The organism is Streptomyces sp. NPDC041129, assembly GCF_055592265.1.
In genome coordinates, this window is record NZ_JBVIYV010000001.1 from 1,527,794 (window position 1) to 1,542,679 (window position 14,886).

Here is a 14,886-nt window from a genome sequence, read left to right on the forward strand (position 1 = left end):
GGGCATCAGCCGCGCAGGCGGCGGGCCGGCAGGACGACGTGCGCGGCGGCCGTGAGGGTCTCCTCGGCGCCGGCGAACGCGGCCAGCGCGGCCGGTTCCAGCACCTTGCCGGGCTCGCCCTCGGGCCAGGCGCGGGTGGTGAAGACCAGGTAGGCGTAGCCGCGTGCGGCGACGGCGGCGAGCCACTCCGGCGGGGCGTCGGCCTGTGCGACCAACTGCGGCATGTTGACGACGGCCTGTCCCGCCTCGACGAGCAGGGTGACGGGCAGGCTGGGCCGGTTGGTGCCGTCGACCAGATCGCCGCCGACCGGAAGCCCGTTGCTCACCAGCAGCCGCTCGACCGCGGCGGCCGTCGCCTCCGGGCCGCCCTCGGCGTCCCCGAGGGAGTAGCCCAGCAGATAGGGCATGTCGGTGCCGTCGGGCGCCTCGCCGCTCCAGGCCAGGACGACGAGCGTGCCGAGGTCGGCGAGGCGGGCGGGGGTCGCGCTTGAGGTTGAGGTCACCGCGCGACCCTACCGACGGGGTACGGCACGGTTCGGTGGCCTCTCATCCCTTTGGCTCAGTGCCGGGTACCGCTCCACACGATCGAGGGATGCGGTCTCGAACGCGCCGAGGGCCGGTCCCGCACGGCGCGGGACCGGCCCTCCTTCGACGCGTCGCCGGTGTGTCAGCCCTGCAGAGGGATGCCGCCGAGCAGCGGGTTCTGCTGGTTCACGGCGGTGGTGGCGTCCTTGACCGTGTGCAGGACGGAGTCCTTGTTCTCGGTGCTGAGCGCGTCCGACTGGTGCTTGACCGGCATCACGTCGCGCACGGTGAGGGGGTGCTGGGCGAGCGTGTCCACGGCGCCGTTGAGGCTGGTGGGCCTGAGGTCGGCCGAGTTCTGGGCGAACGCGGGCGCGGCGGCGCCGGCGAGGGCCAGGGAACCGGCAACGACAGCGGCGGCCTTGAGGGACTTCATCGTGTTCCTTCCTTCGGTAACTCACGTCACCCCAGGGAATTCTGACGCCGTGCCTAACGAGTCGCCGTCGGGCCGGAAACCCCGTAGCGAAAAGGCATATGAGATGCCTCCGAGAAGGAAGACGCCCCGGCCGTCGTGCGCCGGTGCGCACGACGGCCGGGGCGGAGGAGGGGAGGGGAAGCCGTCACCCGGTCGGCAGGGCCGGGACCGCCGGCAGGCCGGGCACGGCGGGCAGGCTGGGCAGGCTGGGCAGGGCCAGGCTCGGGGTCGGTGTCCCGGTGCCGGGGAGGACCGGCTTGAGCAGGCCCAGCAGCCCGTTCACCACGCCGGTGGCGGTCGGCAGTACGTCTTCGAGGCTGGAGACGACGGCCTCGACCAGGGCGTCGATCGCGTTGGTCAGCGCGGCGAGCGCGTCACTCGCGGCGTCCCGGGCGGCGGGCACCGCCATGCGGGCGGCACCGTCGGCGGCCCGCGGATGCGGCGCGGGGACCGGCAGGCCGAGGGTCTGGCTCATGACGGGGGCGGCGGGTGTGGCGGGAGCCTCGGGGCCGGTCGCCGTGGACGGCGTCTCCGTGGGCACGGCTGCCATGGAGGGCGACGCGGCAGTGGACAGCGCCGGGTCCATGGAAGGCACCGCGGCACTCGTCGGCGTGTCCGCCGGGGCCGCGGGTGTCATCGCCGTGAGCGGCGTGCTCGGCGTGGCGGCGGTCATGGGAGTCCCGGTGGCCGCCTCGGTGACGGAGCGCTTGGCCGCCTCGCCGAGCCGTCGGGCCTCGCCGGGGGTCAGCCGGCCCTTGTGGAGCGCTTGTTCGAGCAGTTCCCTGACAGGTGCGGGGACGGAGCCGGTGTCGCTCAGCGCCTTGATCCGGGCGAGCAGCGGGTCGGCGCCGGGGAGGGCCGGGCGGGAACCCGCCTCGGTGCGCTCCCGGGCCAGGTCGGTGGCGACGGCGGCGGAACCGGCGATGCCGACCAGGAGGGCGGCGCAGAGGGTGGCGGACGCGAGACGCCGTGGGAGCAGCACACGCATGCGGGTTCCTTTCGGTGGAGCTGGGGTCTCAGCCCACCGTTGAACCGCCCGCCGCGTACCGCAACCGCTCGGAGCCCGGGTGGAGCATCCGGGGGAAGCAGGTACGTGAACCGGCCGCCCGTCCGTGCGTGAGGCACGGGCGGGCGGCCGGCGAAGGGGATGCGCCTCGGCGTCAGTCGTTTGCGCAGCCGTTGCCGAACGCGGGGTTCAGCAGGCCGATGACGTCGACGGTGTCGCCGCAGACGTTGACCGGCACGTGGATCGGGGCCTCGATGACATTGCCCGACAGCACGCCCGGGGAGTTGGCGGCGAGGCCGTCCGCACCCGAGTCGGCGGCGGCCACGCCGACACCGCCGGCGACGGCCGCGACGGCGGCGGAGGTCAGAACCAGACCCTTCGCGATACGCGACATGGAGAAGTGCTCCTTGGGATCGACACAAACATCCGGGCGGGATGCCCAGCGCTGTGTCAACGCGTGGCAGCCGCCGGGGTTCCGCCGCCAAAGGGGTGATGTGTGCGGAAGTACCCCTTCACCATTCCGACACACTTATCCGGTTTCTTCCGATTAATCCGCATGCGCCATAGAGTTGCTGCCCTCTCCACCACGTGCGGGAGGGGGGCGGCGCACCGCTCACCGCCACGCAGATGTGTTCGAAGTCGGCCCGGCTCGGCGGCGCGGTGGTGACCAGCCGGGCTTCCGGCTCGTTGCTCACCGGGACGTGGTGTGGACCGGCGCACACCTCGTGCCCGCGGACGCGCCGGCATGACACGCGTACCCACCCTCAGCCCCGAGCGCCCCTGTGAGCGAGGAACCCGAGAATGCACCAGCCGGCACCCGATCCTCGGCCGCGGGTTCTGCATCTCGCGCAGCCCGTCGACGGCGGCGTCGCCCGTGTCGTGCTCGACCTCGCGCGGGCTCAGCTGGCGTCCGGCGCACGGGTCACGGCCGGCTGCCCCGGCGGGGAACTGGGCTCGGAGCTGCGGAGGATGGGCGCCGGATTCCGTCCCTGGCGGGCCGCGCGGTCGCCGGGGCCGGGGCTGGCCGGTGAGGTACGGCGGCTGGCACGGCTGATCGAAGAGGTGCGGCCCGAACTGGTGCACGCGCACAGCGCCAAGGCCGGGCTCGCCACCCGGCTGGCGGTACGCGGCCGCATCCCGACCGTGTTCCAGCCGCACGCATGGTCGTTCGAGGCCGTCGGCGGAGTGACCGCGGGCCTCGCACTGCGCTGGGAGCGCTGGGGCGTCCGGTGGGCCGACCGGGTGGTGTGCGTCAGCGAGGCGGAGCGCGCCACCGGGGAACGCGCCGGAGTGCACGCCTCGTACGCCGTCATCCCGAACGGCATCGACACCGGCCGCTTCTCCCCCGCGCCCGCCGAGACCGCATCCGCCCGCGCCTCGCTCCTGCCGGACGTCGATCCGTCCGCGCCGCTCGTCGTCTGCGTCGGGCGGCTGTGCCGGCAGAAAGGCCAGGATGTGCTGCTGCGCGCCTGGGAGCAGGTCCGGCGCGCGGCACCCGACGCCCGGCTGGTGCTGGTCGGCGACGGACCCGACCGGGACGCGCTGCGCGCACGGGCGCACCCCTCGGTCCGATTCGCGGGCGCGGTCGCCGACACCGTGCCCTGGTACCGGGCCGCCGACCTGGTGGTGCTGCCCTCGCGCTGGGAGGGCATGGCCCTCGCCCCGTTGGAGGCGCTGGCCTGCGGTCGGCCCGTCGTGCTCACCGATGTCGACGGCGCCCGGGAGAGCCTGCCACCGGCCCTCGCGCCCCGCTGTCTGGTGCCGGCGGCGGATCCCGTGTCGCTGGCCGGGGCCGTCACCGCGCTGCTCGCCGACGCACCCCTGCGTGCCGCCCTGGCGGACCAGGGGCGCCGTCACGTCCTGTCCACGCACGACGTGCGGCACACCGCCGAGCGGGTCGCGGACCTCTACCGCGAACTCCTCGGATCCCGGCCACCCGTGTCCTTCGAGCGCAGGGAGTCCATCCTCTCGTGACTGCGGAAAGTACCGTCCCCTCCACCGGCGGCCAGCCATGGGACCACGGACTCTCGCCCCTCTCGGTGCTGCCCGCCCGCGCCACCGGCGAGTCCCGGTTCCCGGTGCGCCGGCCGCCCGCGCGGCCCGCCTCGCCGCTGCCCCTGCTCGCCGCCGACGTGCTCGCCGCGTTCGCGGGCGCGCTCGCCCTGGAAGGCGCCGTCCACGGCCCGTTACTGGTCGCCGCGCTGGTGGCCGGCACCATACTGCTGCGGCCGGGTGCGGCGCGACCGGTGCTCGGCGTGCTCGACGAAATGCCCGCCGTATGCGGCCGGATCGCGGTCACCTGGCTCGCCCTGGCCGCGCTGCGAGCCGCCTACGACCCTGGGCTGGCGCTGTCCGCCCGCAGCCTGCTGCTCGGCTGGACGCTGCACGCGGCGGTGGCGTGCGCGGGGCGCGGCGCGGTGCACTGGCGGCGCCGCGCCGTCCTGGCCGGCCGCCCGCGCCCGGCGCTGGTCGTCGGCCCCGCCGCGACCGCGCAGCGGGTGGCCGCCGCGCTGCTGCGGCATCCCCGCTGCGGGGTGCGGCCGGTGGGCGTCGTCGCCGAACACCTCGGCGGCCGGGGCGGGCTGCCCGTGCTCACCACGGACGAGGAGGTGGGGCGCGCGCTCATCCAGAACGGCGTCGGCGTCGTCCTCACCGTGGCACCGTCCGTGCGCACCGAGCGGGCGCCGCTGCTGCGGACGCTGTTCGAGGCCGGCTGCACGGTGTGGGAGGTGGACCCGGAAAGCCCGGCGCACGCGTCGGGCGACCAGCTCGCCGGGTTCGCCGTGCGCCACCTGGACCTGGGTTCGGGGCGGCGCGGGAACGTCGGCAAGCGGCTGCTGGACGTGCTGGTGTCCGGGGTGCTGCTGGTGCCGGTCTCCCCCCTGCTGCTGGTCTGCGCGGTGGTGCTCCGGCTCACCGACGGACCCGGGGTGCTGTTCCGCCAGGAGCGCATCGGCAAGGACGGGCGCCCGTTCACGCTGCTGAAGTTCCGCACCCACCGCCCGGTCGACCAGCACGAGGCGGCCACCCGCTGGAGCGTGGCGGGCGAGCGCGACATGAGCCGCTTCTGCCGCTTCCTGCGGCGGACCTCGCTGGACGAGCTGCCGCAGCTCTGGAACGTGTTCCGGGGTGACATGAGCCTGGTCGGGCCGCGCCCCGAACGGCCCTACTTCGTCTCCCTGTTCAGCCAGGCCCACCCCGGCTACGCGGACCGCCACCGCATGCGGACCGGCATCACCGGGCTCGCCCAGATCAACGGTCTGCGCGGCGACACCTCCATCGAGGACCGGGCCCGCTTCGACAACGCCTACATCGACAACTGGTCGCTGTGGCAGGACATCTGCATCATGCTGCGCACCGCGGTCGCGCTCGTGCGGTCGGCGGGGAGCTGACCGATGAGCCTCGCCCTGCCGCTCCACCGCCCGTTCAGGCCCGCGCCGGTGCTGTCCGTGGTGGCCGTGGTCGCGCTGCTGGCGCTGCCGGGCCAGCCCGGCGGCGAGGGCGGCGCGGGTCCGGCCGACGCCATGTCCGCCGTGGTCGTCGCCCACTGCGCCGTACGGCTCCTGCGGGAGCGCCGGCGCCCGCTGTCCCGGACCGCCGCGGTCGTGCTCGGGCTGCCGGTCGCCGGCCTCGCGCTCGCCGCGATGGGCGCCGTGTCACCGGGCGCCGGGTTCACCGGTCTCGGGCGCTACCTGCAGATCTTCGTCCTCGTACCCGCCGCCGTCCTGCTGCTGATCCGCGACCGGCGCGACTTCCGGCTGCTGGCCTGGTCGCTCGTGGCACTCGCGCTGTGGCAGGGGATCCTCGGCGTGCACCAGTACGTCACGGGCACCGGCGCGTCGTACGAGGGCGAGGACGTCCGCGCGGTGGGCACCTTCGGGGCGTCGGACGTGATGGGCATGGCGACGGTGGTGTCCTTCGGACTGGTCTGCGCGGTGGGCCTGGCGCTGGGCCGGGCCACGCCGCGCGAGCGGTGGGCCGCGGCCGCCTGCGCCCTGGCCCTGCTGCCGCCGCTCGCCCTGTCCTTCAGCCGGGGTGCCTGGATCGCCACCGTCGTCACCGTCACCGTCCAGCTCGCGCTGGCCGGTCCGCGCCGCGCGCTGCGGGTGGGGGCGGCGGCGGTGGCCGCGGGCGTGGTCCTGGTGGGCGGCTTCGGGGTGGGTACGGCGATGCTGCAGGAGCGGTTCGACAGCATCACCCAGGTCGCCGACGCGCCCGACCAGTCCGTCACCGACCGGTACACCATGTGGGCGGCGGCCACCGACATGTGGCGGGAACACCCGCTGACCGGCGTCGGTCTCAAGGGCTTTCCCGAGTACCGGGACGGCCATGCCTCGCTGGCGCTGTCCTCGGGCAGCGACACCGCGGGCGCGGGCGCCGCCTTCCGCCGTCAGCCGCTGCTCTCCCCGCACAACATGTACCTGCTGGTGCTCGGCGAGCAGGGCCTCCTCGGGCTGCTGGGTCTGGCGGGCGGCTGGCTCGCCCTGCTGGTGTGCGCGCTGCGGAACCTGTGGCGGACCCGGCGTCCGCGCGGAAGCCGGGAGTGCGCGCTGGTCGCCTGCGGACTGCTGGTCTGGCAACTCGTCGACTTCGCCTACGCCGACATCGGCGGCCCCTCGACCGTGCTGACCGCGGTGTGTTTCGGACTGGCGGCCTGGTGGGCGCTGTCCGGCACCGCCGCCGCGGAACGCGCCCCGGAGCAGGGAGAGGCGGCAGCGCGGTGACGGCGATCCCGTCCCGTGAACCGCGGGACCCCCGGGCACCGGCCGGGCCGGCGGCAACCCCCGGAGCCGGTGGGCCGACCGAGTCGGCCGGGCCGGCGGAGGGATCCGCCGGTGAGCGGCCGGTGAGCGGGGTGTCCCTGCCGGCCGCGCGTACGGCCGTACGAGGCGCCCCCACGCCCGGCACGAACGACACCACGCCCAGCACGGACGCCACCCCCAGCACGGACGCCATGCTCGGCACGGACGCCACGCCCGGAGCCGGCACCGCCCCGGAGTCCGGCCCCGGCCCCGAGTCCGGCCGCGACTCCACCCCCACCCCCGGCCACACCCCGCCCGTCCCCCGGTTCCTCGCCCGCGCCGCCCTGGTCACCGCGTCCCTCTCGGTCGCCGGCGCCCTCCTCGGGCTGGTGCGGGACCAGTCGCTGGCCCGGCTCTTCGGGGCCGGGCGGGACACCGACGCCTTCCTGGTCGCCTGGACCGTGCCGGAGTTCGCGGCCACGCTGCTCATCGAGGAGGGGCTGGCGTTCGCGCTGATCCCGGCGTTCAGTGCCGCCCTGGCCCGGCGTGCGCAGGGCGCCCCCGGCGATCCCGTGCGGTCCCTGGTGGCCGGCAGCCTGCCCCGGCTGTCGCTGGCCTTCACGGCGGTCGGCGCGCTGCTCGCCGCCGCCGCACCGCAGCTCGTCGGGGTGCTCGCGCCCGGGCTGCCCGACCCCGCCCTCGCCGTCGACTGCACCCGGCTCACCGCGACCTGTGTGCTCAGCTTCGGGCTCGCCGGGTACTGCAGCGCGGCGCTGCGGGCCCACGGCCGCTACCTGGCCCCGGCGGCGATCTACGTCGTGTACAACATCGGCATCATCACGGCGATGTTCGCGCTCGGCGGGCGCTGGGGGGTGCGTTCGGCGGCGTTCGGGGTCGCGGCCGGCGGGTGCCTGATGGTGCTGATCCAACTGCCGGACCTGGTGCGCAGGTTGCGCGATCGCCGGGTGGCGCGGGACGTCTCCGGGGACGCCGCCGCCCGGCCCGTGGACGTCGCGCTGATGGCCACCGTGCTGCTGTTCGGGCTGTGCCGGCAGTCGCAGGTGCTCATCGAGCGGTTCCTCGCCTCGCACCTGCCCGCCGGGGCCATCTCGCACCTGAACTACGCGCAGAAGGTCGCGCAGATCCCGATGATGCTGTCGATGATGCTGTGCACGGTCACCTTCCCGGTGGTCGCCCGGGCCATCGCGGACGGCGACACCGAGCGGGCCCGGACGAGGGTGGAACGCGATCTGGCGGTGGCCGCCGGTCTGGTGCTGCTCGGCACCGCGGCCGTCCTCGCCTGCGCCCCGCAGATCATCCAGCTCCTCTTCCAGCGCGGCGCGTTCACCGCCGCCGACACCACGGCCACGGCGGACGTCATGCGGGTGTACGCGCTCGGCCTGCTCGGCCAGACCCTGACGGGCGTGCTGGTCCGCTCCTACTTCTCGGCGGGCCGCGCCACCTGGTACCCGCTCGCCGCCATGGCCGCCGGGATCGTCGTGACCTCCTGGGTCGGCGCCGGCACCATCGGTATCTGGGGGGTCACCGGTATCGCCGCCGCCAACGCCGCCGGGATCACCGTCACCGCCGTCCTGCTGCTGTCCGGCCTGGCCTCGCGCAGCGTGCCCGTGCGGGCCCGGGGCGTGCTGCGCGAGCTGAGCCGGCCGCTGCAGGCCGCCGCGGCGGCCACCCTGGCGGGGGCGTTCGCCGCGCGCCTGCCCTCCGCCCCGCTCGCCGGTCTGCTGGCCGGCGGCGCCACCGTGACCCTCGTGTTCGTCCTGCTCGGCCACGCGCTGGGCGCCCAGGTCTGCACCTTCGCCATCCGATTCGTCCGTACCCTCGCCGGAAGGCTCGCCCATGCCGTCCTCCGTTGAGTCACCGCGGCGCGCAGCCGCCGCGGGCCCGGGCCGCGTCCCGTGGATCGCCATGTACCACTCGGTCGGAGACCGTGCCGACGACCCGTACCGGATCACCGTCACACCCGATCGTCTTGAGCGGCAGCTTCGCTGGCTGCGCGGCCGGGGTCTGCGGGGGGTGTCGGTGCGCGAGCTGCTCGCCGCCCGCGCCCGCGGCGAGGGGCGCGGGCTGGTCGGGCTCACCTTCGACGACGGCTACGCCGACTTCCTCACCGGCGCGGTCGATGTGCTGGCCCGCTGGGAGTGCACGGCCACCCTGTTCGCGCTGCCGGGCCGGCTCGGCGGCGACAACGCGTGGGACCCGCTGGGCCCGCGAAAGCCGCTGCTGACCGCCGACGGGATCCGGCGCGCGGCCCGGGCGGGCGTGGAGATCGGCTCGCACGGTCTGACCCACGTCGATCTGACCAGGGCCGACGACCTCACCCTCAAGGCCGAGACCGTCGAGAGCCGGGCGCTGCTCGAGACGCTGACCGGCGCTCCGGTGACCGGCTTCTGCTATCCGTACGGCACGGTCGACGCCCGCGCGGCCGACGCCGTGCGGGAGGCCGGGTACGACTACGCCTGCGCCATCGACCCCGGCGCGCTGACCGGCCCGTACGCCCTGCCCCGGGTGTACGTCGGGCAGCACGACACCGGTACCCGCCTGCTGCTGAAGTACCGGCTGCACCGGCTGCGCCGCCGGCCTGTGGAGGGACCGCGGTGAGGGCTCTGCACATCATCACGGGGCTCGGGGTGGGCGGTGCCGAGCAGCAACTGCGGCTGCTGCTGCAGCACTTGCCCGCACGGTGCGACGTGGTGACGCTGACCAACCCCGGGCCGGTGGCCGACGGGCTGGCCGCCGACGGGGTGCGGGTGACGCACCTCGGCATGAGCGGCAACCGGGACGTGGCGGCGCTGCCCCGCCTGGCCCGCGCCATCCGGCGCGGCCGCTACGACCTCGTGCACACCCATCTCTACCGGGCCTGCCTGTACGGCCGGATCGCCGCCCGGCTGGCCGGGGTGCGCGCGGTCGTCGCCACCGAACACTCCCTCGGCGACTCGCAGATGGAGGGGCGTCCGCTCACGGCGGGCGTGCGCGCCCTGTACCTGGCCGGCGAGCGGCTGGGCCGCACCACCGTCGCCGTCTCCCCCACGGTCGCCGACCGGCTCACCCGGTGGGGGGTGCCCCGGCCGCGCATCGCGGTGGTACCCAACGGCATCGACCTCGACGCCTTCCGCTTCGACCCGGGGCGGCGGCGCCTCACCCGCGCCCGGCTCGGGCTGCCGGACGACGCGTTCGTCATCGGCGGCATCGGCCGGCTCGCCCCCGGCAAACGCTTCGACGTCCTGATCCGGGCCCTCGCCCGGCTCCCGGGTGACTGCAGGCTGCTGCTGGTCGGCGGCGGCCCGGAGGAGGCCGCCCTGCGCCGGGCCGCCGAGGAGGCCGGTGTCGCCGGCCGGGTGCTGTTCACCGGTGAGCGGCCCTACGCCCCGGACGGCTCGCCCGGTCCCGAACTGCCCGCGCTGACCTCGGCGATGGACGTGCTCGCCGCACCGTCCCCGGAGGAGGCCTTCGGGCTGGCCGTCGTCGAGGCACTGGCGGCCGGGCTGCCGGTGCGCTACGCCTCCTGCCCGGCCGTCGAGGACCTGCCGCCCGACGCCGCCCCGGACGCGCTGCGCGTCACCGGCGGCGCCGACGCCTACGCTCGCGCGCTCGCCGGGGTGCGTGCCGCCGGGCCCGGCATGCGCACCGCCCCCGAGGCGCCCCGCCACTACTGCATCACCCGCAGCGCCGCCCGGCTGATGGACGTCTACGCGGCGGCGCTCGCCGGCACGTTCCCCAGGTCCCGATCTCCCAAGGGAGTCAGCTCGACATGACCGAGAATTCCAGCCGGCACTCCCGCCCGGCCCGCTTCAGGCGCCTGCGCGCGCTTCCACCCTGGTCGCTGGTGGCGGCCGGCGTCCTCACCGGCGGGCTGCTCGGCGGCGCGTACGGCGTGCTGAAGCCGCCGACGTACACGGCCACCAGCTACGTCATCGCCGTACCCACCGAGAGCTCCGACTCGGCCGCCGCGGTCGGCTTCGCCCAGGCCTACGGCCGGGTCGCCACCGACCTCGCGGTGCTCGGCGACGCGCAGGCGTGGGCCGGGGTGCCGGTGAACACCCTGCGCGGCAGTGTGCGCACGGCCACCTCGCCGGACGCCCCGATGGTCGCCGTCTCCGCCACCTCGGGCCGCCCGGCCAAGGCCGCCGACATGGCCAACGCGGTCGCCCGCTCCCTGGCCCAGCACGCCAACGCCACCAAGGCCGACACCCATGTCGAGCTGGTGCAGTTCTCCCGGGCCCCGCGGCCGACCGCGCCCACCTCGGCCTCCCCCGTGGTCACGGGCCTGGTCGGGACCAGTGCGGGCGGACTGCTCGGCGCCCTGGTGCTGCTGGTACGGCCACGGCGCAGGCCCGAGGACGAGGCCGGGGCCGAGCTCCGCCCGGCGTCGGTGCCCGGCCCGGCCGTCGCCTCCGACGCGCACGGCCCGCTGTGACGGCCGTCTGCCCGGTGGTCCGGGCCCACACCACCGACCTCGTCACCGACGAGGACGCCTTCGCCGCGCTGGCCCCGGCCTGGGGGCGGCTGTACGAGCGGTGCGCCACCGCGACCCCGTTCCAGCACCACGCCTGGCTGCACTCCTGGTGGCGGTCGTACGGCGGGCCGGGCAGGCTCCGGGTGCTGGTGGTGCGCTCCGGTGACGAACTGGTCGGCGCGGCGCCGCTGATGCTGGTCCACCGCCCGGTGCCCGCCCTGGTGCCGCTGGGCGGGGCGATCTCCGACTACGGGGACGTGCTGCTGGACGACGCCGACGACGGGCGCGCGGCCGACGCCCTCGCCGACGCCCTGTGGGACGCGGCCCGCACCGCGCTGGTCGACTTCCGCGAGGTGCGGCCCGGTGGTGCGGTGGAGCGGGTCTACGACCGCTGGCGCGGACCGCGCCGCACGGTCAGCGACTCGCTGTGCCTGGAGCTGCCCGGCGTCCCGCTGGCCGAGCTGGCCGCCCGGCTGCCCACGAAGCGGGCCCAGCGGGTGCGCGCGCAACTGCGCCGGCACACGTCGCTGGGCGTGGTGCGGCACGTGGCCCGGCCCGACGAGGCGGCCGCGGCCCTGCACCGGATGCTGGAGCTGCACCGGCTGCAGTGGCAGGAGCGCAAGGTGACGGCCGAGCACATGCTGCCCCGGTTCCGCGAGCATCTGGTGTGCGCGGTGCCCGAGTTGGTCCGCTCCGGGAACGCGGTCGTCACCGAGTTCCGGATCGGCGACGAGGTGGTCGCCGTCGACCTGACGCTGCGGTCCCGGAGCCTGGCCGGCGGCTATCTGTACGGCGCGCATCCGCGGCTGCGGGAGAGCAAGGCGGACGTGGCCGTGATGCTGCTGGACGCCTGCAGCGAGCAGGCGGCGCGCACCGGCGGCGCGGACGGACGCGGCACGCTGAGTCTGCTGCGCGGCAGCGAGCCGTACAAGATGCACTGGCGGCCCGAACCGGTCGCCAACCAGCGGCTGCTGATGGCCCGGCGGCGGACCGCACCGCTGCTGTCGGCCACGTTGTTCACGGCGGCCGCCCGGCAGCGGGGCGGCCGGGTGCTGCGCCGGTGGCGGGAGCAGCCGTCGGGCTGACGCCGGGGCCCGCCGGTCGCGGGATCACCGGTCGAGGCAGAACTTCCGGCCGAGCCAGTACTCCAGCCAGTCGTCCGGGTCCGGTGCCGGGCAGTCGTCGGCCGGCTCCGGCGTGGGCGCGGTGGCCTTCGTGGGCTTCGGGGCCGGCGTGGACACCGTCGGTGCCGGAGCGGCCGGCTGCTCGCCTCGGCCGTACAGGAAGGACCGGTAGACCTGGGACGAACGGGGGTTCTGCGCGCACTGCCACACGCCGTGCGGGCAGTAGTCCGTGAGCGTGTTGTACAGCGGCTTGTGTTCCTCGATCCAGGCCAGCATGCCCCGCATGTAGCCGGTGTTGTCGCCGTTGCGGAAGAGGCCCCACTCCGGGTAGGAGACGGGCTTGTCGTGGGCCTTGGCGAAGTCGACGTGCTGCCGCAGCCCGTAGGGTTCCTTAACCTGTTCGTCGAACGACAGCCCGGCCGGCTGGTCGTAGGCGTCCATGCCGATGATGTCGACGGTGTCGTCCCCGGGGTAGCACTCGGTCCAGGGAACAGCGTCCCGGCCGCGGCTCGGGGTGAAGTCGAACCGGAACCGCTGGCCCGGCACCGACCGCATGGTCCTGACGATCCGCTTCCAGTACGTCTTCCAGGTCGCCGGGTCCGGTCCGCAGCGGTGGGTGTAGGTGATGCCGTTCATCTCCCAGCCGAGGACCAGCACGGTGTCGGGCACCTTCGACTCCACCAGCCGCTCGGCCAGTGTCCGGAAGTGTTGGTCGAACTCCCCCGTCGCCGCCCGCCGGAGCAGCTCGCGCACCTGGTCGTCGGAGACGTTCTCCTCGTTGCGCTCCTGCATCGGCACGTTGAGCACGAGCGTGCGGTCCGCCTGTGCGCGCCGCCACCGCGCCCAGGCGTCCAGGAAACCGGGCGGGCCCTCGATGTCGGTCCAGCGGCCGCCGGGCAGATAGGTGTGCGCGACCTTCGGCTCGGTGCCGCCGAGCCAGCGGCGCAGCCCCGACATACGGGTCACACCGAGCGGCCCCGAGTCGAGAAAGGCGCCGAACGGGGCGATCCCGCCGGCCCCCTTCGTGGCCTGGGGCGAGGCGGAGACCGGGGGCGTCGCCGGTGCGGGGGTCACGGGTGCGGAGGTGGCGGACGGCGACGCCGTGGGTGCGGGCGGCGCCGGTGCGGAGGTCACCGGTGTGGGAACCGGTCCCGCGGCCAGGACCGCCGCGGCGGTGATCCCGGCCGCGATCAGCGCCAGCCGGTACCGGGCCCTTCGCCGCTGTGGAGCCATGCCGGGATCCTCCCTCTCCCGCACGCCCGCCTGCTCGCCCGGCGGTTCCTGTTACTGACACCCAGTCATACGAACAGGGATTCCGCCAACGCGGTTACGGCTTACAGGTGGCCGCGCCCCCCGTACGGCCGAACAAGCGGGGTGCCGGGCACTGGGCTCCGGCACCCGGCACGTCAGCGACGGGACGCGGCGCGGCGGCCCCGGCGGTAGAGGGTGGTCCCGGCCACGAGCAGCGCGGCGCTCGCCGCCGAGGCCGCGATCATGGCTTCGGCGTTGCCACCGGTGTGCGGGAGGTGGGGCCTGCCCCCGTGATGGTGGTGGTGCTCTTCGCCGCCGTAGGGCGGGGTCCAGTGGTCGTCATCTCCGCCGTAGGGCGGGGTCGAGTGGTCGTCGTCCCCGTACGAGGGCGGGGTCGAGTGGTCGTCGTCCCCGTACGAGGGCTTGGGAGTGGGCTCGTCGTCGCCGTACGAAGGCCTCGGTGAAGGCCCGTCGTCGCCGTACGAAGGCCCCGGAGTCGGCTCGTCGTCGCCGTACGAAGGCTTCGGCGAAGGCCCGTCGTCCCCGTACGAAGGCCCCGGAGTCGGCTCGTCGTCCCCGTAGGAGGGCTTGGAAGTGGGCTCGTCGTCGCCGTAGGAGGGCGGGGCCGACGGCTCCTCCTTCCCGTACGAGGGCGCGGTCGAGTGCTCCTCGTCGCCGTACGAAGGCTCGCGGGTGGGCTTCTCCTCCCCGTACGAGGACGGGGAGGCGTGCTCCTCGTGGCCGTACGAAGGCTCGCGGGTGGGCTCCTCCTCACCGGACGAAGGCTCGGTCGAGTGCTCCTCTTCCTTCGAGGGGCCCTGCGACTTGTCCTCCTCGCCGTACGAGGACGGAGACGAATCGTTTCCCTTGCTCGGTGACGGGGACGGGGCCACGTCGTCGCTGTAGTCGGACTCGTCCTCCGGGTCCGAGCTCGTGGCGCCCTGGCCCTTGTCGCCGTCCGTGCCGGACTCGTGGCCTGCGCCGCAGGAACCGCCGGAGGCGGAGTTCAGCGCGGCGGTACCGTTCGCGGAGTCGCCGCAGACTTCGGCCGGGGCGTCCGCCGGGGCCTGGACGGTGTTGCCGGACACCACCCCGGACGATTGCCGGGCGGCGCCGTGCGCCTCCGAGTCGGCGAGTGCCAGGCCGCCGTACAAGGACAGCATGCCCGTCGCGGCGGCGGCCACGAGGATGCCCTTGCTGAGGGTCTGTCGCAATGTCGTTGTCTTCCTGCTCGTAGAAATGGGAAGGCCGGCCCCGGAACGAGAAAGAGGTCCGGAGCCGGCCACGACACA

At 75.0% G+C, this 14,886-nt stretch carries 14 protein-coding genes; 8 read left to right on the top strand and 6 right to left on the bottom strand.

Going from position 1 to position 14,886, the window contains the following annotated elements:
• Nucleotides 1-5 precede the first annotated feature (5 nt).
• The 4 genes from ACZ6B1_RS06680 to ACZ6B1_RS06695 form a co-directional block, all read right to left on the bottom strand.
• Nucleotides 6-503 (bottom strand): DUF5949 family protein, encoded by a 498-nt coding sequence (locus ACZ6B1_RS06680; RefSeq protein ID WP_468775566.1) that lies wholly within the window; start codon nt 501-503, stop codon nt 6-8.
• Between the two features lie 164 nt (nt 504-667).
• Complete coding sequence (locus ACZ6B1_RS06685) at nt 668-958, bottom strand: hypothetical protein (protein WP_468775568.1); 291 nt, start codon at nt 956-958, stop codon at nt 668-670.
• Nucleotides 959-1,142: 184 nt separating this feature from the next.
• On the bottom strand, nt 1,143-1,985 hold the full coding sequence (locus ACZ6B1_RS06690) for a hypothetical protein (protein ID WP_468775569.1): 843 nt from the start codon (nt 1,983-1,985) through the stop codon (nt 1,143-1,145).
• 172 nt (nt 1,986-2,157) lie between these two features.
• Entirely contained in the window at nt 2,158-2,397 is a 240-nt protein-coding gene (locus ACZ6B1_RS06695; protein ID WP_199210602.1) for a chaplin, read from the bottom strand.
• A gap of 407 nt (nt 2,398-2,804) precedes the next feature.
• Between ACZ6B1_RS06695 and ACZ6B1_RS06700 the strand changes: the two genes are divergently transcribed.
• The 8 genes from ACZ6B1_RS06700 (at nt 2,805) to ACZ6B1_RS06735 (ending at nt 12,304) form a co-directional block, all read left to right on the top strand.
• Nucleotides 2,805-3,977 carry a glycosyltransferase family 4 protein gene (locus ACZ6B1_RS06700; protein WP_468775571.1) on the top strand — a complete coding sequence of 391 codons (1,173 nt, stop codon included), beginning with the start codon at nt 2,805-2,807 and terminating at the stop codon, nt 3,975-3,977.
• Nucleotides 3,974-5,395, top strand: a complete 1,422-nt coding sequence (locus ACZ6B1_RS06705) for an exopolysaccharide biosynthesis polyprenyl glycosylphosphotransferase (protein WP_468775573.1) — start codon at nt 3,974-3,976, stop codon at nt 5,393-5,395. The genes ACZ6B1_RS06700 and ACZ6B1_RS06705 overlap by 4 nt, the downstream gene beginning before the upstream one ends.
• A gap of 3 nt (nt 5,396-5,398) precedes the next feature.
• Nucleotides 5,399-6,727 (top strand): O-antigen ligase family protein, encoded by a 1,329-nt coding sequence (locus tag ACZ6B1_RS06710; RefSeq protein WP_468775575.1) that lies wholly within the window; start codon nt 5,399-5,401, stop codon nt 6,725-6,727.
• Nucleotides 6,728-6,957: 230 nt separating this feature from the next.
• Nucleotides 6,958-8,619: a murein biosynthesis integral membrane protein MurJ gene (gene murJ, locus ACZ6B1_RS06715; RefSeq protein WP_468776050.1), complete on the top strand. Its 1,662-nt coding sequence runs from the start codon at nt 6,958-6,960 to the stop codon at nt 8,617-8,619.
• Nucleotides 8,603-9,364, top strand: coding sequence for a polysaccharide deacetylase family protein (locus tag ACZ6B1_RS06720; protein WP_468775577.1), 762 nt, complete (start codon nt 8,603-8,605; stop codon nt 9,362-9,364). The genes murJ and ACZ6B1_RS06720 overlap by 17 nt, the downstream gene beginning before the upstream one ends.
• Nucleotides 9,361-10,518 carry a glycosyltransferase gene (locus tag ACZ6B1_RS06725; protein WP_468775578.1) on the top strand — a complete coding sequence of 386 codons (1,158 nt, stop codon included), beginning with the start codon at nt 9,361-9,363 and terminating at the stop codon, nt 10,516-10,518. Before ACZ6B1_RS06720 ends, ACZ6B1_RS06725 begins: the two co-directional genes overlap by 4 nt.
• Complete coding sequence (locus ACZ6B1_RS06730) at nt 10,515-11,180, top strand: YveK family protein (RefSeq protein WP_468775580.1); 666 nt, start codon at nt 10,515-10,517, stop codon at nt 11,178-11,180. Before ACZ6B1_RS06725 ends, ACZ6B1_RS06730 begins: the two co-directional genes overlap by 4 nt.
• The gene (locus ACZ6B1_RS06735) at nt 11,177-12,304 is read left to right on the top strand and encodes a GNAT family N-acetyltransferase (protein WP_468775582.1); all 1,128 of its coding nucleotides are present in this window, start codon (nt 11,177-11,179) and stop codon (nt 12,302-12,304) included. The genes ACZ6B1_RS06730 and ACZ6B1_RS06735 overlap by 4 nt, the downstream gene beginning before the upstream one ends.
• Before the next feature lie 24 nt (nt 12,305-12,328).
• Here ACZ6B1_RS06735 and ACZ6B1_RS06740 read toward each other — a convergent pair whose 3' ends face one another.
• Together ACZ6B1_RS06740 and ACZ6B1_RS06745 are read right to left on the bottom strand one after the other, a co-directional pair.
• The gene (locus tag ACZ6B1_RS06740) at nt 12,329-13,576 is read right to left on the bottom strand and encodes a glycoside hydrolase family 26 protein (RefSeq protein ID WP_468775586.1); all 1,248 of its coding nucleotides are present in this window, start codon (nt 13,574-13,576) and stop codon (nt 12,329-12,331) included.
• A gap of 173 nt (nt 13,577-13,749) precedes the next feature.
• Nucleotides 13,750-14,808, bottom strand: a complete 1,059-nt coding sequence (locus ACZ6B1_RS06745) for a chaplin (protein WP_468775588.1) — start codon at nt 14,806-14,808, stop codon at nt 13,750-13,752.
• Between the last annotated feature and the right edge of the window lie 78 nt (nt 14,809-14,886).